The organism is Nocardia sp. NPDC049935 (assembly GCF_055586645.1).
The window spans coordinates 119673-135269 of record NZ_JBVJHV010000003.1; the positions used below are offsets into that span (position 1 = coordinate 119673).

Here is a 15597-nt window from a genome sequence, read left to right on the forward strand (position 1 = left end):
CCGGCGTCAGATACCGGCGGTCACCGCGGCCACCGCCCGGCTCAGGGCTGCCGCGATGCGCCGCCGTTCGACCGCCGGATCGAGCGTCGAATAGAGATCGATCGTGCGCTCGACCAGCGCGGCCAGAATCACCGCGACCGCCGGTTCCACCGCGCGCGCCGGAACCCGGCCCGCGGCCCGGGCCCGCCGCAGGCCGTCCAGAACGCTCTCCGACAACCGCGCGGTCCGGGCCGCGTGATATGTCGCCACCGCCGCGTCGTAGGCGGCCACTTCCGCCAGCGCGGTGAGCAGATGACCGCGCTCCCGGCGGTATTCGATCAACGCCTCCAGCGCGTCGGTCAGGGCGGAATCGCTCTCCGCCAGCTGGTTCCACCAGCGTTCGACCGGCGCGAAACGATCGCCGGTGCCCGCGTCGACCAACCGGATCAGCACACAGTTCTTCTGCGGGAAGTGGCGGTAAACGGTGGACCGGGCGATACCGGCGGCCACGGCGACCCGCCGCATGGAGATCGCCGTGAACGGAATCCCGGCCGCGAGCATACGGTCCGTTGCCCACAGCACGCGCTCGGCGACCGAGTCATCCGATGCGGTTTCCGCGACCGGCGGGCGGACCGCCGGTCCGCGGTCCGCCCGCCGGGGTCCCGCGGCGTCAGCTCTTTCCATCGCGGATCGCGGCGGCCGGACGCGGGACGGTCCGGTAGTTCTCGATATCGAATCGCTGTGTCCGGCGCCGGTATTCCCGCATCGAACCGGGCCAGTTGTTCGTATTCACGGGTCCGGTCGCGGTATCCGCCACATACCAGCTGTGACAGCCGCCGGTGTTCCACACCGTCGAGGCCAGGCGCGCATGGGCGTCGGCCTCGAATCGGTCCAGGACTTCCGGCCGCAGTTCGAGGTACCGCACCCGGCCGATCGCGGCGACGGCGCCGGCGATGTAGTTCATCTGGCTCTCGAGCATGTGGACGATCGAACCCGAGCCGACATTGGTATTCGGCCCGTACATCAGGAACAGGTTCGGGAAACCCGGAACCGTGAGACCGAGATAGGCGCGCGGCCCCGCCTGCCAGGCGGTATCGAGGTCCTGGCCGGCCACCCCGGTGATCCGCGTCGGCGCCACGAAATCGTGCGAACGGAAGCCGGTCGCGTAGATCAGGGTGTCCACTGCGAACCGCCGCTCGTCCTCGGTGACGATCGCCGTGGGCTGTACCGCGCTGATCGGGCTGGTGACGACCCGGGCGCCGTCCCGGTTGAGCGCGTCGTAGTACTCGTTCGAGGTGAGGATCCGGTTGCAGCCGAGTTCGTAGTCGGGCAGCAGCGCGCGCCGTAATTCCGGATCCGCGATCCGGCGCAGGTTCCACCGGCACCACAGACGTATCGGCGCGGCCATCAGGCGCCGGCCCCACCGCGACACCAGCATCGGATTCAGCACGCCCTCGAACCAGAGGAACACACCCAGCCGCGGGAGTTTCTGCAGCAGCGGCAGCCACCGGTTGGCCCGCCGCCGCAGCGCCGAGTACTCGCCGTCCGGTTTCGGGCTGATCCAATGCGGTTGCCGCTGGAATACGGTGACACTGCGCGCCTGCTCCACCAGATGCGGGACGAACTGGATCGCACTGGCGCCGTTTCCGATCACCGCAATATCGCGCCCCGCCGGGTCGTACTCGTGGTCCCAGCGCGCGGAATGGAATTCCGTCCCGGTGAATTCCGGTAACCCGGGCAGCCGGGGATAGGAGGGCCGGCTCAATTGCCCGCACGCCGGGATCAGTACATCGGCATAAGCGGTCTCGCCCGACCCCAGCTCGAGTTCCCAGCGGTAGCTGTGTTCGTCGAATACCGCCGCGACCACCTCTGTCGAGGTGCGGACGTACTGCCTGATCCCGAACTCATCGGCACATCGCCGCAGGTAGTCCAATATTTCCGGTTGCGGGGCGAAGCGCCGCGACCAATCGGGATTGGGTGCGAAGGAATACGAGTACAGATGCGACGGCGCGTCGCAGGCGGCGCCCGGGTAGGTGTTGTCACGCCATACTCCCCCGATATCGCCGGCCTTTTCATAGACCGTCAGATCGGTGAACCCCGCCTGCGCCAGGCGTATCGCCACCCCTATTCCACTGAACCCACTGCCGATGATCGCGATGGACGGATGATTCGAATCTTCGGTGCTCACTACCGCTCCTGTCGGGGCTGAAAACGGCTCCGGGCCCGGGCCCAAAGTAACTCGGCCGAACCGCGGCAAGAACACCTCGACGACAGGTTGGTGATTTTCTCCAGTCCGGGGCAGAGCCCGGTTCGGCAAATATGTGGAACAGCAATTCATTCGGGTGCCGCGAATGCGGAACCATTACAGATCGAGGACGATCCGGGTGACCGTCCGCGTGGTACTGACGCACAGCCGGATCGGCACGCCGCCCGCTTCCGCCCGGTCCGGGCGGACACCCGGAGGCCGTTCCACCGCGAGAGCCCGCTGCTCACAACTCCCGCACAATCCGGCCCGGCACAGGGAGGGCACGGCGATCCCGTGCCGCTCCAGCGCCTCCAGCACGGTCAAGGCCGGCGGGACGACGAGTTCGATACCGGATCGCCGCAACTCGACGATCACCACCCGCGCGGGCTCGCGCTCCCCGCGACGACCCGCCTTCCTCACCGCCTCGGCCGGTACATCTGCCCGCCCGCGGACCCGTCGTGATGGTCGTAGGGCGTCTCGTGGATACCGGCACGGGCGGCGGCCGCCTTCGCGATCCGCGACTGCCAGCGCCACATCGGATCGTCCCGGCGCGCCTTGCGGTCCAGCCTGGCCCGCGCGCCCGGCAACCGGTCACCCAGCGCCCGCGCCCGGACCTCCACATGCGATACCGCGGCCGTCGCCGATTTCCAGGGCTGCAACGCGATATCGCGCAGCGGTGTCGCCGCGAGCAGTTCCCGGACCAGGACATCACTGCTGTAGTAGGCCATCATGCCCGCGACCGGCCCCGCCGCGGCGATCCGGGCCCGGGCCGCCGGCCCGCTACCGGCGAATCCGGAGGTCGCCGCCTTCGCCATCTTCGCCGTCCACTCCGGCGCCGCGCCCGCGTTGGCGACCATGTAGTCGACCACTCGCATTCCTTCCAGGGCCGTCGCCGGAATCAGCTCCTCGGCCACTCCGAACACCTGCGCGATACCGGCCCAGTAGTGCATGACATCGTCGAGTTGCCCGGTGGTGACCCGCCGGCCGTGCGTATGGTCGAAACACAGCGGCGTCAGCCCGAAGGTCACCGCCGCGCCCATCATGGTCGCGTTGGAGATGGGATTGCCGTGCCGCGCGAAATGCTCCGGGCCCCAGGCCTTCTTCAACCCCGCGCGCACCTGCGCGTGCATGAGCCGGACGCGAACAGTGTTCTGGAACATCGGTGACCACCGGTCCAGCGCCCCCGCCACGGTCATACTGCGGAACCAGTTCGCCGTTTCCAGATTCCGCCGATAGGGATCGTGCACATACCTGCCGGTGGCGCCGGTCGCCGAGGCGACTTCGGCGCCGACGAAGGTCCCCATGAAGTCCTGGATCAACATCGCCGTCTTGCCCGACATCGAGGCATCGAGCCACAACCGCCGGCCCCGTTCCCAGCGCCGCGGGTCGAACCACTCCGGCGGATTGTCGAGCCGGTCGAAGAGCGCCACGAGTTCCGCGGGCGCGTCCTCGACGGTGTCGATACCGTGCGCGAGCGCCCGGTCGAGCATGTCCCGGCCCGCCGCCGTACCCACTCGGGCGAAGGCGGCGACCACACCGTCCATCAATTCGTCGCCCTGCCAGAGATGGTCGGCCATCATCCGGGCCTGCGGAGTGTCCACCGGGACCCGCCGCACATCGATCCAGGTGGACAGCATCCGTTTCCGGGTCTCGAACCACAGCCCGGACGGCGCGATCCGCGGCGGCGGCGGTCGCAGCGGCATACCGGGCCGGAAGTAGTAGTCGAACCGGTGCCGTTTCTCCGCGTCGGCGGGTTCGGTTGTCCGATCGTGCGGGTCTGTCGTCGGCTCCTGTGGCAGCATGGGCGAATGCTGACACGAACAATTACTCGCGTTCAATTCGCATTCTGAGATGCCGCCCGCACCCCGCGCCACCCTGCGCCGGACCCCTCGCCAGCAACGATCGCGCGAGATGGTCGAGCGCATCATCGATGCCGGCCAGGCCGTTCTCATCTCCCACGGATACGAGGGCGCCTCGACCAACCGGATCGCGCACGCCGCCGGAATAAGCCCCGGTTCCCTGTACCAGTACTTCCCCAACAAGGACGCGGTGATCGGCGCCGCCATCGACCGCTACAACAGCGAGGTCTCCGAACGGGTCCGCGCCCAGGTCCTGAAGAATATGGCCGAGCCTCCCGAACAGGCGCTACGCCGATCGATCTCCGCCCTGCTGGATGCGCTGGGAAATCAGCCGGAACTCCTGCGCGCCGTGGTCGAGCAGACGCCCCGGCTCAGCGTCGGGCATACCGTCGTCAACTTCGAGGATCAGATCGCCGACCTCACCCGCGCCGCCCTGACCCTACGCGGATACCGCCCGCGCGCCGATACCGATATCCCGACCGCCGCCTGGATGCTGGTCCGCACCGTGGAACACCTGACCGTCCGCTATATCCTCGACCAGCCCGCCATCCCCCGCGACGCCTTCCTCACCAATATCACCCGGATGATCCTCAACTACTTCCGCGCGGGCTGATCCACCGGCCGCCGGCGAAGCCGAGTAGGACGCGAGTACCGGGTTCGAGGACCCCACGCGCGCCGGTGTCCGCGCGGTCGAGTGGACAGTTCGCGAGTGTTCGCTCGCATAGACACCCGGCGTCGGGCACCTCGGCGATCACCCTCGCAGGTTCGCCATCAGTTCCTCGGCCACCGGCGTCAATTGCTCGGGACCCACGGGATCGAATGTGGATACGGCGACCACCAGCCGTTCCTCACCAACCGTGAACACCACAGCGACCTGGCGGCCGGACAGCGGAAGCTCCCCGTACCCGGCACGGACGCCGATCCCGGGCACGTCCCGGTAGGAGGCCACGGTCTTCTCCTCGAGATCGGTGTAGCGCCCGATACCCTCCGTGAACTCACCGTCCAGCGCCTGCTGATCGCTTTCCTCCGGCCGGGTGACATCCACCCGGGTCTCGAGCCACCACGATGTCCCGTCGGCATCCTCGTCGGGGTAGTACTTGCACCCGTGCGCGAGAACATCCGTGCGCCCCGGCGGGCGCCCGCCCAGGCGGTCACCGAGCGGCATACCCAGCACCTCCCGGATCGTCTCTCCGGAAACGAGCGCGCATACCGTCTCCTCGGTCATATCGTCCAGCACCGAGGAACTCGTCGCACCCGTCAGCGAACAGGACGATACGGCGAACGCGGCAACCGCACCGGCCACAGCCTTCCGGAACATGATCCCTACCCCCTCGTCTCCCACCGGTTCGCATACCGTAGCGCTGCGGGTGCCGCACCGATACCGTGCCGACCCGAACGTATTCCACGGCGCGACTATCGGAAAGCCCCCGATCCCACCGGCACGAGCCCGCCGCGACGACCAGGGAGCCGGCCCACCGGACCCGGTGCGGCGGAACGGAATCGACGCGCGATCGAACAGGAGAACCGATGCCCCGGACCGCCGCGAGAATCCTTCCACCGGCCGCCGCGAGCCCCGATGACGAGCAGAACCGCTACCTGCTGAAATTCAAGTCGTCGCTGGTGAAGCGCTGGTCGCATACCCGGATGACCGAGCTGTACGAGATCGTGGACCTCTCCCTCTACCTGTGGGCATCACGCCGCTCCGACGAATCGCTGGCCGTCCTGCGCTCGGTGACCACCGCGATCACCGAACCACCGCGGACCCGCGACGGCACGGCCGACTACAACCTCTGGTGCCCGGTGGCCGCGGCCAACGCCCTCGAAGCCCGGCTGCTGCGCGAGGCCGGCGATCCCGCGGCCGAGGTCCCGGCCGGGCGGCTCGCGGCCGATCCCGGTCTCGCGGACAACGCGGGCTTCATCGGAGACAAAGTGACGGGCGCCGCCGAGAAAATGGCCGCCGCCACCGCCGACACCTCGGTGAAACGGGCCTGCCATCGATTGTCCCGGACCCTGATCGATCTGCTGCTGCTCGCCGAACTCGCGGAGTCGGGGCACCCCTACGCCGCCTACTACGACGCCGCCGAGGTGGCGCGACTGATCGGAACAGGCCGCGATCTGCTGCACACCCGCCTCACCGCCGCCGCATGACCCACCCCGCGGCCAACGCCGCCCGGTGCGCTCATGTCGATCGAGACCGTATCGAATGACACCAATCCTTGATAGTGTCCGCTTCATGGCCGCCGACACTCCACGACGGGCGACCCCTCCCTACGCCACCGACCGCGCCGGCGACACATCGCCCTTCGCTCTCGGACTGCTACTGCGCCGGGCCCATCAACGCGCGGCGGCGGTGATGACGCGGGCACTTCGACCGCTCGGCATCGAGTTGCGCCACTTCGCCGTGCTCATCGTGCTGGTCGACCGTGGACCCACCACGCAACGGGAGCTGGTGGAGGCGACTGGATCGGACAAAGCCGGAATCATGCGGGTCGTGGACGACCTGGAGCGTGACCGGCTGGCCGTGCGCAAACCCGTTCCGGGTGACCGGCGCGCACGGGCGGTGGAGATCACGCCGCGCGGGCTGGAACTCTTCGAAGCCGCCCACCGCGCCGCCGAGCCACTGGCCGAGCGTCTGGTCTCCCCCCTGCGAGACAGCGAGTCCGAGCAGCTGACGGACCTACTCACCCGGTTCCTGTCCCCCGACGAGGACTGAACACCCCGGCCGTCGTCGCACGTGTCCTTCCTCTCACACGGCATACCCGGCCCTCGTTTCGGGTTGAAAGTATTGAATGACATAGTATCAATCGATACTATTTTCTGGACAACCACATCCACACCGAGCAGATCCCGGAGGTTGGAGGCAGGAGATCATGGATGTCTACGAGGCGGTCACGAGCCGGCGGGCGGTGCGCGGATTCACCGGCGAACAGGTCCCGAGAGAGGTGCTGGAGCGGGTGCTCTCCGCCGCGGCCCGGTCACCCTCCGGATCCAATATCCAGCCGTGGCACATCTACGTACTGAGCGGCGCGCCCCTGGCCGAGTTGAAGAAGCGCGCCGGCGAGCGCGTGGCGACAGGCGACCCCTGGGACGAGCGGGAGTACGAGATGTACCCGCCCACGCTGAAGTCCCCCTACCGCGAACGCCGCGCCGCGTTCGGCGAGCAGCGCTACGGCGCACTCGGCATCACTCGCGCGGATTGGGAGTCGCGCCAGCGGGCCGCGGCCGCGAACTGGGACTGCTTCGGAGCCCCCGCCGCCCTCTTCTGCTACATCGACCGCGATATGGGCCCCGCCCAGTGGGCCGACCTCGGCATGTATCTCCAGACGGTCATGCTGCTACTGCGCGCCGAGGGTCTGCACAGTTGCCCGCAGATGGCGTGGTCGGTCTACCGCAAGACCGTCGCGGAGGTCGTGGCGCCCCCCGACGACCTCATCCTCTTCTGCGGTATGTCGATCGGATTCGAGGACCCCGCGGTGAACAACCCCCGCACCGGCCGGGCGCCGCTCGCCGAAACGGTCACCTTCGTCGACGATCGGACCGGCAGCCCTGCGCGCCGGCCCGGGTACATCAGCGATCGGATTGCGACAGTAGAAGACCCATGATCCCGGCCTCTTGCCCCTGGCTGCTCAACATATCGCGAGCAGTCTGCTTGACCACACCGGAATCGAGCAGCCGGTCGGCGGCCGTGGCCATGTCGATGCCCCCGTAGTGGTGTCGCCGCATCAATTGCAGGAACAGGATGCCGGCTTGTTCGCCACGGGCCGCGGCCAGCGCGTCGAGTTCGTCTCGGCTTGCCATCCCCGGCATCGACGTACCCACTGGTTGCTGGTCGGACCCGGACTCCGGAGTGCTGCCGTGATGACCGGCATCGTCCGGCACCGGGTGCATCCAGCCCATGGGTTCGGGGTTGACCGTCGGCGCCCCCGCCAGGCGCAGCCATCCGATCAGCTGACCGATCTCCCCGCGCTGGGTGCCGTCGATACGTTCGGCCAGGGCACGAACCGCGGGCGCGGCGCCGGTATCCAAGCGCTCGACCATCATCAGAGCCTGATTGTGGTGGGCGAGCATATCCTGCGCGAACCCGATTTCGATCGGATTCAAGATCGGCTCGGGAGCCGTACGGTCGTCGAACAGCAGCGGCCGTCCCGCCGCGCCGATCGCCAGTAGCAACAACACTGTGCCGAGGACTGCCACCGCGGCCGGAATCCGGGCTTTCACGAGCCGATGGTGGTTCGCTGATCAGCGGGCGGGGTGTAGGCGTCGGCAGCGATTTCCAGGGTCAGATAGGTGTTGTCGTTGCAGCTCACCCGCAGCCGGCGACCTTCCCAATGCGGTGGCGAGGTGCACCAGTCACTGGTCATATCCCCGAACACGACCTGCCCACTCCGCGGCCCGGCGGCCTCGGCGGGGTCGAATACGCCGCTGCCGATGGCCTGCATGATCGCATTGGCGCCGAGGACCGGTGCGCCGATGACCGACATCAGCCGGTGCGGTGAATTGGTGAGCCGGTCCCGGTCGGCCGGGCGCGCGGGTGGGTTGTAGTAACCGATCTCCGCTACATCGAAAGGATCTCGCACATCGAAGACACGGATGCCCGAACCGAACCATCCGCAGGCCAGTGCGGTCGGGTCGGCGGGGCGGTCGGCGGTGCAGTAGTGCGGGTCGTAGGAGAATATGGAGCCACCCATACTCGAGGCGAGCGCGGTATCGAGGTTCTCCTGCAGGTTGATCTCGAGTTTGATCGAGTTGACGATGCGCGGGCGGGTCTCGTCGGAGATATCGATCAGCTTCACACCACCGGATCCGGCTTCGTCGGGCGCGAACAGATACGGGACGCCGCCGTAGGTGACCGGGATCGCATGCTGGGTGGCCCACCCGTCGGTCCAGGTGGTCTCCGACAGGACGGGCACCACCGGTTCCGGATCGCGCCGCTGGACAGCGCTGGTGTCCAGGACGGTGACCCCACCCATATTGTTGGTCAGGTACAGCCGGTTGCCGTCTTCGCGGAAGCCCATACCGTGCATGGACGGCCCCGGCAGCCCCTGCCAGACGACGCGGGGTCGGGTCGGGTCCGCGAGGTCCACCGCGCTCACCAGACCCGGTGCGGTTCCGGAGGTCCAATAGGTCCGGCCGTCCGGCGAGAAGCCGCCCTCGTGCGCGGTGATCGGCAGCGGTTCGGCCGAACCCGGGCCGGGATTCAGGAGTTTCGGATGCCGGCAGTCGGAGATGTCGTAGACCGCGAGCAGGCCGGCGCCGGTCAGGAACGGAACTCCCGCCGCTACCAGCAGTTTCCGTTCCGGATGGACCTTGAGCGTTTCCCAGGTGCCCGACAGCACCGCCGGCGCGGTGAGCGTATCGGTCGGAATCGGCGCGGCCGGGTCACCGACGTCGAGAACTTGGACGCCGACCGCCGGGCCGGACAGACTTGCCGGAAAGAAACTGCCGATATAGGCGCAGTTCTCGAAATCCGCCGACACCACTCCCCCACCGCGACCGTCGTAACCGCCGACCTCGGTGATATTGCAGGTGTAGCCCTCGGCGCTGCGTCCGCCGGCCCGGTCGGCGGCGGGAACATCACCCTGAAGACCCGTTTCGGGGCGGGATCCGGGGCCGCATTCGGCCGGGGCGGCGACGGTGCGGGCGATATCGTGGAAAGCCTGTACCTCGGCATGCCCCTCGGGGATCGGACCGAATCCGGTCAGCACGGGGAGCAGCGCCGCGGCGAACACGACAGCCGCACGGCGGGTACCTACGAAGTATGGAGTCATGATCTCCCTCGCCGATGAGGGACCTTTCCTACTGTGCGGCCGGATTCGGCCGGCCCGCTGTCGATCAGCGACCGAATGGATTGTGCACGACTACTGTCACCCGGCCTTCCGGGCCGTTCCAGCGTTCGTTCCGCGGTACGGCACGAGCGCCGGGCAGGTGTCCAGCGAATGCACCCGGGCCGCCGTCACACCGAGCCCGCGTCCGCTGCGGGCCGCCCCACGGTCGGACCGAACTGACGGACCTGCGGCACCGTGGTGACCATATGGGCCACGGCGCGCTCGGTCAGGCATGCGTAGGAGTGGGCGACATCGCCGGGGAAACGCACGAAATCACCCGCCGCCAGCTCGACCGGATCGTTCACCGGCCCGGTGCGCAGTTTTCCCGTGATCATGTAGAGGTGATGCAGGGTTCCCAGCGAATGCGCCTCCACGACCTGAGTCCGGTTACCGCTGCGCTCGAACCGCAGCACCAGGGTCCGCACATACCCCGACCCGTATACCTCGTCGAGCAGCCGCTCGCCGCGATCGCTCCACACTCCATCGGCTGCTCGCTGGGTGTACACCGGCGTCCCCCACTCGGTGAGCAGTCGCCGCACCGACACGTCCAAGGCGGCACCGAGTAGGGACAGGGTCTCTACCGTCGGATTGCCGACCCCCTGCTCCAGCTTCGACAACGTCTGTTTGGACAGGCCCGACCGCCGGGACAGCTCGCCCAGGGAGATGGCGCGTTCTTGCCGGTAGCGCCGCACATTGCGGGCGACAAGTTCGTTCTCGGTCGCCTTACCGTCACTTCTGGGGTTCACATCGTCATTCTCGATGAACACCGCGCCGAACACCAGGCCCGGGCCATCCGTCACTTTTAATGGAGCATTCGTCATGTTGACGCGAGTATCGGTTGCTGCCCATCATTGTCTCGTAAAGGTGACCCAACGGTCATCAGAGTTGACGATCTGGAGAGAACCGCCATGACCGGACCCACAGCCGCCCGCGACGACCGCGCCGCCGTCGACAAAGCGGTCAGCCTCCTGGTCGCCCTCGGCGAGCACCGCCGTCACGGTGCCGGCGTCAGCGAACTCGCCCGTCATACGGGCCTGTCCAAATCCACCGCGTTCCGGGTACTGCGCATGCTCGAACGCAACGACATCGTCGAACGGATCGGCACCGATTACCGCCTCGGCACGCGTATGCACCAGCTCGGACGTCCCGCACACACACCCGAACACGATGTCCTGCGCGACCGGCTCCTTCCCCACCTCGCCGACCTCTACGAACTCACCCATCACACAGTGCATCTCGGTGCGTTGATCGACACCGACGTGGTATACCTCGCCAAGCTCTACGGGCACCACAGCATGCCCGCGCCGTCACAGATCGGCGGTCGTCTGCCCGCCCACATCACCGCCGTCGGCAAGGTTCTACTGAGCAATGACCCGGTCGCGGCGACCACAGTCACCACCCGGCCTCTGCGGTCGGTGACCCCCTACACGATTACCGACCCCGCCCGGCTCTGCGCCGAACTCGCCGCGGCCCGCGAGACCGGCCTCGCGTTCGACCGGCAGGAAAGCCGTCTCGGCCTGGGCTGTATCGCGGCCCCGATCTCGGATCACCGAGGGCGGGTCGTGGCGGCCTTCTCCATCTCGGCTCCCTACACCGCGCTCGCGGCCGACGGACCTCTGAGCACTCCGCTGCGCCGCATCGCCGCGGACGCTTCGCGGACCATATCCCGGCTGCGTGTAACGGCGACCGATTCTCCCGCATCATCCATCGGCAGCGGCCACAACCCAGTTCACACCGGGTTGCGTGGTCGCACGACACCGACCCGCAAGGAGGGGCACGGGCGCCGGTTGACCGCAGCCCAGTAGCCCGGACACCAACCAGGCTGCGAACTTCCGGCGAGTCCAGGCGTGCCGGCGGGTGTCGCGCAAGCGCGTGCCGGCACCACCGTTCAGGAGCCCGGTACCCGGTCGAGATCCATATCCACGCGGGTTACCCAATCCGGTTCCGACACAAGCAGACTCAGTTCCGCACCGGTGATGTCCACGTCGACCACATATCGGAATCCGGCCGCTTCGGCCGCGGAAATCAAGGCGGCGGCCTCGCGGGGTTCCCGGCCACGGTCGACGGCGTACACGATCTTGCGGCAGTGCGGATCGACGGCACGGGCGGCGCGGACCACGGTGACCAGGATTTCGGTGAGAGGGCCGCAGAACTCAGGGTTCGACACCTGTACCTCGAGGTCGCGGGCAGCCACCGGGTAGCTGTCGCGCAGCCGCCCGTTCGCGCATCGCCGCACTTCCACAGTCACCGACAGGTCGGCACCGCGATGTAGCAGCAGTTGGCCGCCGGTGCTGGACCAGTGCAGTTCGCCGCTCGTCCACGGTGGCGCGAATCGGAGCCGAGGCAGGACGTTCTCAGGCATCATCGCGGTTCTCCGGGTCCAGCATCTTCCGGATGGTGAGTTTTTCGAGTTTGCCGGACGCGTTGCGCGGCACCCGTTCGACGACGTGCAGGCCACGGGGCAACTTGTAGCGGGCCAGTTCGGAGGCCGCGTAGTCACGGACGGCCTCGAGCGTCACCGGCGAGCCCTCGTCGGCGGAAACCACCGCGACGAGCGTCTCACCCCATTTCTCGTCGGGCACACCGACCACCGCGACATCGGTGATCCCGGGCATATTCGCCAGAACACGCTCGACCTCGGCCGGATAGATGTTCTCCCCTCCGCTGATCACCATATCCTTGAGCCTGTCGACGATATAGAGGTAGCCGTCGGCGTCGAGAAAACCGATATCACCGGAGTGGAACCAGCCGTCGGCGTCGAACGCCGCCTCGGTCGCGGCCGGGTTCTCCCAGTAGCCGGGGGTGACGTTCGGCCCACGGACCACGATCTCGCCGGAAACTCCGGGGTCCACGGGCTGGTTGGTCACCGGATCCACCACGCGGACCTCGGTATACGGCATCGCGACACCGGCGGAACCGGCTTTCCTCAGCGTGTGCTCGACCGGCAGGTGAGTGGCGAAGGGCGCTGTCTCGGTGAGGCCCCACGCCTGCTGCAGCCGGACCCCCTTCTCGGCGTACAGGTGGATCAGGGACGGCGGCACAGGGGCGCCGGCCACGACGACCGCGCGCAGTCCGGAGAGGTCGGCGTCGAATGCTCCCGGCACCCGGCTCGCGGCGGCGAGCATGGCCGGCACCGCGAAGAGCGAGTCGACTTCGAATTCGACGAGATCGGAGAGAAATTGCGCGGGGTCGAAGGTGCGCCGGACGACAACGGTCCCGCCGCGGACGATGGTACGCACGACGAAGCTGTTCAGGGCGCCGACGTGGAACAGCGGCGCCACCGCGAGGGTGACGTCGCCGCGCCGGGTATCGATACGGCTGTCGACATTGATCGAATTCCACCAGATGTTGCCGTGCGTGAGCACCACTCCCTTCGGCAGACCTGTGGTACCCGAGGTGAACATGAGGATGGCCGGGTCGTCGAACCGCGCTTCGGGAACGGATTTCGCGATAGCCGTGGTCGCCCCTACCTCCGACCACGATTCCCAGCCGGGAGCCGGGATCTGTACCGGAAACAGCGGATCGTCGTCCACGAGCAGAAACCGTTCGATCAGCGAATCGTCACGTATCGAATCGACGACCGCGCGGTGACCTTCCTCCGCCACCAGTGCGGTCGCTCCACTGCGATCCAGCACGGCATGCAGTTCCGGCCCGGCGAGCCGGAAGTTCACCGGCACGAAGATCGCGCCGGCCCGGAAGGCGGCGAACATGGTGATCAGGAAGGCCGGGCTGTTGTGCCCGGCGTAGGCGACGCGGTCCCCCGCGGTGATACCGCCGCCGGTCAGTGCGGCCGCGAGACGGGCCGCGCGCTCGTCGAGCCGGGCGTAGGTGAGGTCCCCGCCCTCGTACCGGATCACGAGTGATTCGCCGCTGTGCCGGGCATGCCGGGCTACCGCCGCCGCCGGATTGATGTTCACGGCCGCACCGGAATTGGCGGGATGTCCGAATGTCATATCGCTCGGTCTTTCTCAGAGATGATCGCCACCGGCGTCGGAGGAGAATCCGCGCACACCCATACCCCCGTCGATCGAGATCGCCTCGCCGGTGATCGGCCCGCTCTGTGCCCGGGACGCGAGCAGGACGTAGGGGCCCGTGAAGTCCTGGGGCTCGGTACTCGAATCGTGGAGCGGAATGGGCGGGGGCGGGGTGTCGGGTCCACGCTTGGCGAACGAGGCCGAGATGGACCGCTCGTCCAGCGCGAGGGCGGCCGGGCCGCGCAGGTCGGTGTTCATTCCCCCGCAGGCCACACCGTTGACCCGGACCTTCGGGGCGAGCTCGTAGGCGAGTTCACGCATCAGCCCCAGGCACGCGTGCTTGCTCGCGGTGTACACGGGACCGCCGCCGTTGACGTAGAACGACGCGTTGGACAGGGTCATCACGATGCTGCCGCGGGTTTTCACGAGTTCACGCCAGGCCGCCTCGGCAGCCAGGAAGTAGCCCTTCACATTGACCGCGAAGACCTCGTCGAAGGCGTCGGCGATCTCCTTGCCGGAGAGCCGGGTCAGCTGACGCTGGTAGTCCCAGACGCCCGCGTTCGCCACCAGCGTGTCCAGCTTCCCGAATCGGCCGACGGCCGCGGCGACTGCCGCGTGGAGCTGATCGGTGTCACGGACATCGGCCGTGACGGCGTGCATCCGTGCGGGGTCCGTGGAGTCGGCGATCACCCGGTCCAGCTGCGCCCGGTGCCGGCCGAGGATCGTGACCGAGGCACCCTCGGCGAGATAGCGTTCGGCGACCGCCCGCCCGATCCCGGTGCCGCCGCCGGTGACGAGCGCCGAGTAACCCTCCAGCCACCCGGTCATCCGAGGCTCCCGAGAAAGCCGGTGACCTGCTGCTCGAACTCGGCGGCACGTTCGAGTTGCACCCAGTGGCCGCAGCGCCCGAAGACGTGTAGCTGGACGTCCGGGATCTGCTTGAGCATGATCTGGGCGCCTTCCAGTGTGATGGTCCGGTCGTCGCGTCCCCACAGCAGCAGTGTGGGGGCGGCGATCCGGTGCAGGTCCTTCCACAGCGGGTCCATACCGTGGCGCTTGGCGAATGCCGCGTTGTAGTGGTGGTAGAAGGCGATATGGCTCTCGTCCAGAGATGCCTCGTACCGGGCGCGGACGGCGTCGGCGCCGAACTGCTTGTGGTCGAAGACCATGGTCCGGATGAACGCGGCCATCTTCTTCTCGCTGGGCCCGGCCCCGTTGAAGTACTTGAACATCTCCTTCTGCCCCTCGGTCGGGGTGGGCCCGAACGGCAGCCAGCCCCCACCGGGCGCCATGAGAACCAGCCCGGCGACCCGGTCGCGTCGCGACTGGGCCATGGCGATGGCCGCGGCACCGCCCAGGCTGTTGCCGAGCAGGTGGAAGGAGGCGATGCCGAGCGCATCCAGGGCCTGGAACAGGGCGTCGACGGTGATCTCGGTGATGGATCGGTCGTCGAGATCGGCCGCGGTCGGACGATAGCTGCCGCCGAAACCGGGCTGGTCCGGTAACAGGATCCGGAAGTGCCGGGCGAGGGCGGCGAGGTTCTGGCGGTAGTTGCTCACCCCGGAGGCGCCCGGCCCGCCCCCGTGCAGCATCACCAGCACGGGGCCGTCGCCGGGCACTTCGGCCACGGCGATATCGCCGAGCGAGGTGGGCACCGTGTGCTGGACGATTTCGATCTCGGTGGTGGTCGCGGTAGTCACTGGAATTCCCATCGA

The 15597-nt window shown here is 67.9% G+C and carries 17 protein-coding genes; 5 read left to right on the forward strand and 12 right to left on the reverse strand.

Annotated features, from left to right (window positions below):
- Positions 1-6: 6 nt before the first annotated feature.
- The 4 genes from ACZ6SF_RS13475 to ACZ6SF_RS13490 form a co-directional block, all read right to left on the reverse strand.
- Positions 7-540, reverse strand: coding sequence for a TetR/AcrR family transcriptional regulator (locus ACZ6SF_RS13475; protein WP_466062401.1), 534 nt, complete (start codon positions 538-540; stop codon positions 7-9).
- A 109-nt stretch (positions 541-649) separates the two neighbouring features.
- Entirely contained in the window at positions 650-2167 is a 1518-nt protein-coding gene (locus ACZ6SF_RS13480; RefSeq protein WP_466062402.1) for a flavin-containing monooxygenase, read from the reverse strand.
- A gap of 174 nt (positions 2168-2341) precedes the next feature.
- Positions 2342-2644, reverse strand: coding sequence for a 2Fe-2S iron-sulfur cluster binding domain-containing protein (locus ACZ6SF_RS13485; protein WP_466062403.1), 303 nt, complete (start codon positions 2642-2644; stop codon positions 2342-2344).
- On the reverse strand, positions 2641-4026 hold the full coding sequence (locus ACZ6SF_RS13490) for an oxygenase MpaB family protein (protein ID WP_466062404.1): 1386 nt from the start codon (positions 4024-4026) through the stop codon (positions 2641-2643). The genes ACZ6SF_RS13485 and ACZ6SF_RS13490 overlap by 4 nt, the downstream gene beginning before the upstream one ends.
- Before the next feature lie 49 nt (positions 4027-4075).
- Between ACZ6SF_RS13490 and ACZ6SF_RS13495 the strand changes: the two genes are divergently transcribed.
- The gene (locus ACZ6SF_RS13495) at positions 4076-4696 is read left to right on the forward strand and encodes a TetR/AcrR family transcriptional regulator (protein ID WP_466062405.1); all 621 of its coding nucleotides are present in this window, start codon (positions 4076-4078) and stop codon (positions 4694-4696) included.
- A gap of 138 nt (positions 4697-4834) precedes the next feature.
- Here the strand turns inward: ACZ6SF_RS13495 and ACZ6SF_RS13500 are convergent, their stop codons facing one another.
- Positions 4835-5401, reverse strand: a complete 567-nt coding sequence (locus ACZ6SF_RS13500; protein ID WP_466062406.1) for a hypothetical protein — start codon at positions 5399-5401, stop codon at positions 4835-4837.
- Positions 5402-5610: 209 nt separating this feature from the next.
- On the opposite strand from ACZ6SF_RS13500, the gene ACZ6SF_RS13505 reads away from it, so the two are divergent.
- From ACZ6SF_RS13505 to ACZ6SF_RS13515, 3 genes are all read left to right on the forward strand, one after another.
- A complete protein-coding gene (locus ACZ6SF_RS13505; protein ID WP_466062407.1) occupies positions 5611-6231 on the forward strand; it encodes a hypothetical protein in 621 nt (206 codons plus the stop codon).
- An 85-nt stretch (positions 6232-6316) separates the two neighbouring features.
- A complete protein-coding gene (locus ACZ6SF_RS13510) occupies positions 6317-6796 on the forward strand; it encodes a MarR family winged helix-turn-helix transcriptional regulator (protein WP_466062408.1) in 480 nt (159 codons plus the stop codon).
- A 157-nt stretch (positions 6797-6953) separates the two neighbouring features.
- Complete coding sequence (locus ACZ6SF_RS13515) at positions 6954-7685, forward strand: nitroreductase (RefSeq protein ID WP_466062409.1); 732 nt, start codon at positions 6954-6956, stop codon at positions 7683-7685.
- Here the strand turns inward: ACZ6SF_RS13515 and ACZ6SF_RS13520 are convergent.
- From ACZ6SF_RS13520 to ACZ6SF_RS13530, 3 genes are all read right to left on the reverse strand, one after another.
- A complete protein-coding gene (locus ACZ6SF_RS13520) occupies positions 7651-8301 on the reverse strand; it encodes a DUF305 domain-containing protein (RefSeq protein WP_466062410.1) in 651 nt (216 codons plus the stop codon). The two genes, ACZ6SF_RS13515 and ACZ6SF_RS13520, sit on opposite strands and share 35 nt — an antisense overlap.
- Positions 8298-9851 (reverse strand): LVIVD repeat-containing protein, encoded by a 1554-nt coding sequence (locus tag ACZ6SF_RS13525; RefSeq protein WP_466062411.1) that lies wholly within the window; start codon positions 9849-9851, stop codon positions 8298-8300. The genes ACZ6SF_RS13520 and ACZ6SF_RS13525 overlap by 4 nt, the downstream gene beginning before the upstream one ends.
- A gap of 185 nt (positions 9852-10036) precedes the next feature.
- Positions 10037-10654: a helix-turn-helix domain-containing protein gene (locus tag ACZ6SF_RS13530; RefSeq protein WP_466062412.1), complete on the reverse strand. Its 618-nt coding sequence runs from the start codon at positions 10652-10654 to the stop codon at positions 10037-10039.
- 162 nt (positions 10655-10816) lie between these two features.
- Here ACZ6SF_RS13530 and ACZ6SF_RS13535 point away from each other — a divergent pair, with 162 nt between their 5' ends.
- A complete protein-coding gene (locus ACZ6SF_RS13535) occupies positions 10817-11713 on the forward strand; it encodes an IclR family transcriptional regulator (RefSeq protein WP_466062413.1) in 897 nt (298 codons plus the stop codon).
- 83 nt (positions 11714-11796) lie between these two features.
- Here the strand turns inward: ACZ6SF_RS13535 and ACZ6SF_RS13540 are convergent, their stop codons facing one another.
- The 4 genes from ACZ6SF_RS13540 to ACZ6SF_RS13555 are packed head-to-tail and all read right to left on the reverse strand — an operon-like array spanning position 11797 to position 15594.
- The gene (locus tag ACZ6SF_RS13540) at positions 11797-12273 is read right to left on the reverse strand and encodes a hypothetical protein (protein WP_466062414.1); all 477 of its coding nucleotides are present in this window, start codon (positions 12271-12273) and stop codon (positions 11797-11799) included.
- The gene (locus tag ACZ6SF_RS13545; protein ID WP_466062415.1) at positions 12263-13861 is read right to left on the reverse strand and encodes a long-chain-fatty-acid--CoA ligase; all 1599 of its coding nucleotides are present in this window, start codon (positions 13859-13861) and stop codon (positions 12263-12265) included. The genes ACZ6SF_RS13540 and ACZ6SF_RS13545 overlap by 11 nt, the downstream gene beginning before the upstream one ends.
- 15 nt (positions 13862-13876) lie before the next feature.
- Positions 13877-14710, reverse strand: coding sequence for an SDR family NAD(P)-dependent oxidoreductase (locus ACZ6SF_RS13550; protein ID WP_466062416.1), 834 nt, complete (start codon positions 14708-14710; stop codon positions 13877-13879).
- Complete coding sequence (locus tag ACZ6SF_RS13555) at positions 14707-15594, reverse strand: alpha/beta fold hydrolase (RefSeq protein ID WP_466062417.1); 888 nt, start codon at positions 15592-15594, stop codon at positions 14707-14709. The genes ACZ6SF_RS13550 and ACZ6SF_RS13555 overlap by 4 nt, the downstream gene beginning before the upstream one ends.
- Between the last annotated feature and the right edge of the window lie 3 nt (positions 15595-15597).

Bases quoted from the DNA above. Each gene is read 5' to 3' on its own strand.
- ACZ6SF_RS13490 (WP_466062404.1), bottom strand. From the start codon at position 4,026: ATGCTGCCACAGGAGCCGACGACAGACCCGCACGATCGGACAACCGAA.
- ACZ6SF_RS13495 (WP_466062405.1), top strand. From the start codon at position 4,076: ATGCCGCCCGCACCCCGCGCCACCCTGCGCCGGACCCCTCGCCAGCAA.
- ACZ6SF_RS13540 (WP_466062414.1), bottom strand. From the start codon at position 12,273: ATGATGCCTGAGAACGTCCTGCCTCGGCTCCGATTCGCGCCACCGTGG.
- ACZ6SF_RS13535 (WP_466062413.1), top strand. From the start codon at position 10,817: ATGACCGGACCCACAGCCGCCCGCGACGACCGCGCCGCCGTCGACAAA.
- ACZ6SF_RS13555 (WP_466062417.1), bottom strand. From the start codon at position 15,594: ATGGGAATTCCAGTGACTACCGCGACCACCACCGAGATCGAAATCGTC.
- ACZ6SF_RS13545 (WP_466062415.1), bottom strand. From the start codon at position 13,861: ATGACATTCGGACATCCCGCCAATTCCGGTGCGGCCGTGAACATCAAT.
- ACZ6SF_RS13475 (WP_466062401.1), bottom strand. From the start codon at position 540: ATGCTCGCGGCCGGGATTCCGTTCACGGCGATCTCCATGCGGCGGGTC.
- ACZ6SF_RS13525 (WP_466062411.1), bottom strand. From the start codon at position 9,851: ATGACTCCATACTTCGTAGGTACCCGCCGTGCGGCTGTCGTGTTCGCC.
- ACZ6SF_RS13550 (WP_466062416.1), bottom strand. From the start codon at position 14,710: ATGACCGGGTGGCTGGAGGGTTACTCGGCGCTCGTCACCGGCGGCGGC.
- ACZ6SF_RS13515 (WP_466062409.1), top strand. From the start codon at position 6,954: ATGGATGTCTACGAGGCGGTCACGAGCCGGCGGGCGGTGCGCGGATTC.
- ACZ6SF_RS13505 (WP_466062407.1), top strand. From the start codon at position 5,611: ATGCCCCGGACCGCCGCGAGAATCCTTCCACCGGCCGCCGCGAGCCCC.
- ACZ6SF_RS13510 (WP_466062408.1), top strand. From the start codon at position 6,317: ATGGCCGCCGACACTCCACGACGGGCGACCCCTCCCTACGCCACCGAC.
- ACZ6SF_RS13500 (WP_466062406.1), bottom strand. From the start codon at position 5,401: ATGTTCCGGAAGGCTGTGGCCGGTGCGGTTGCCGCGTTCGCCGTATCG.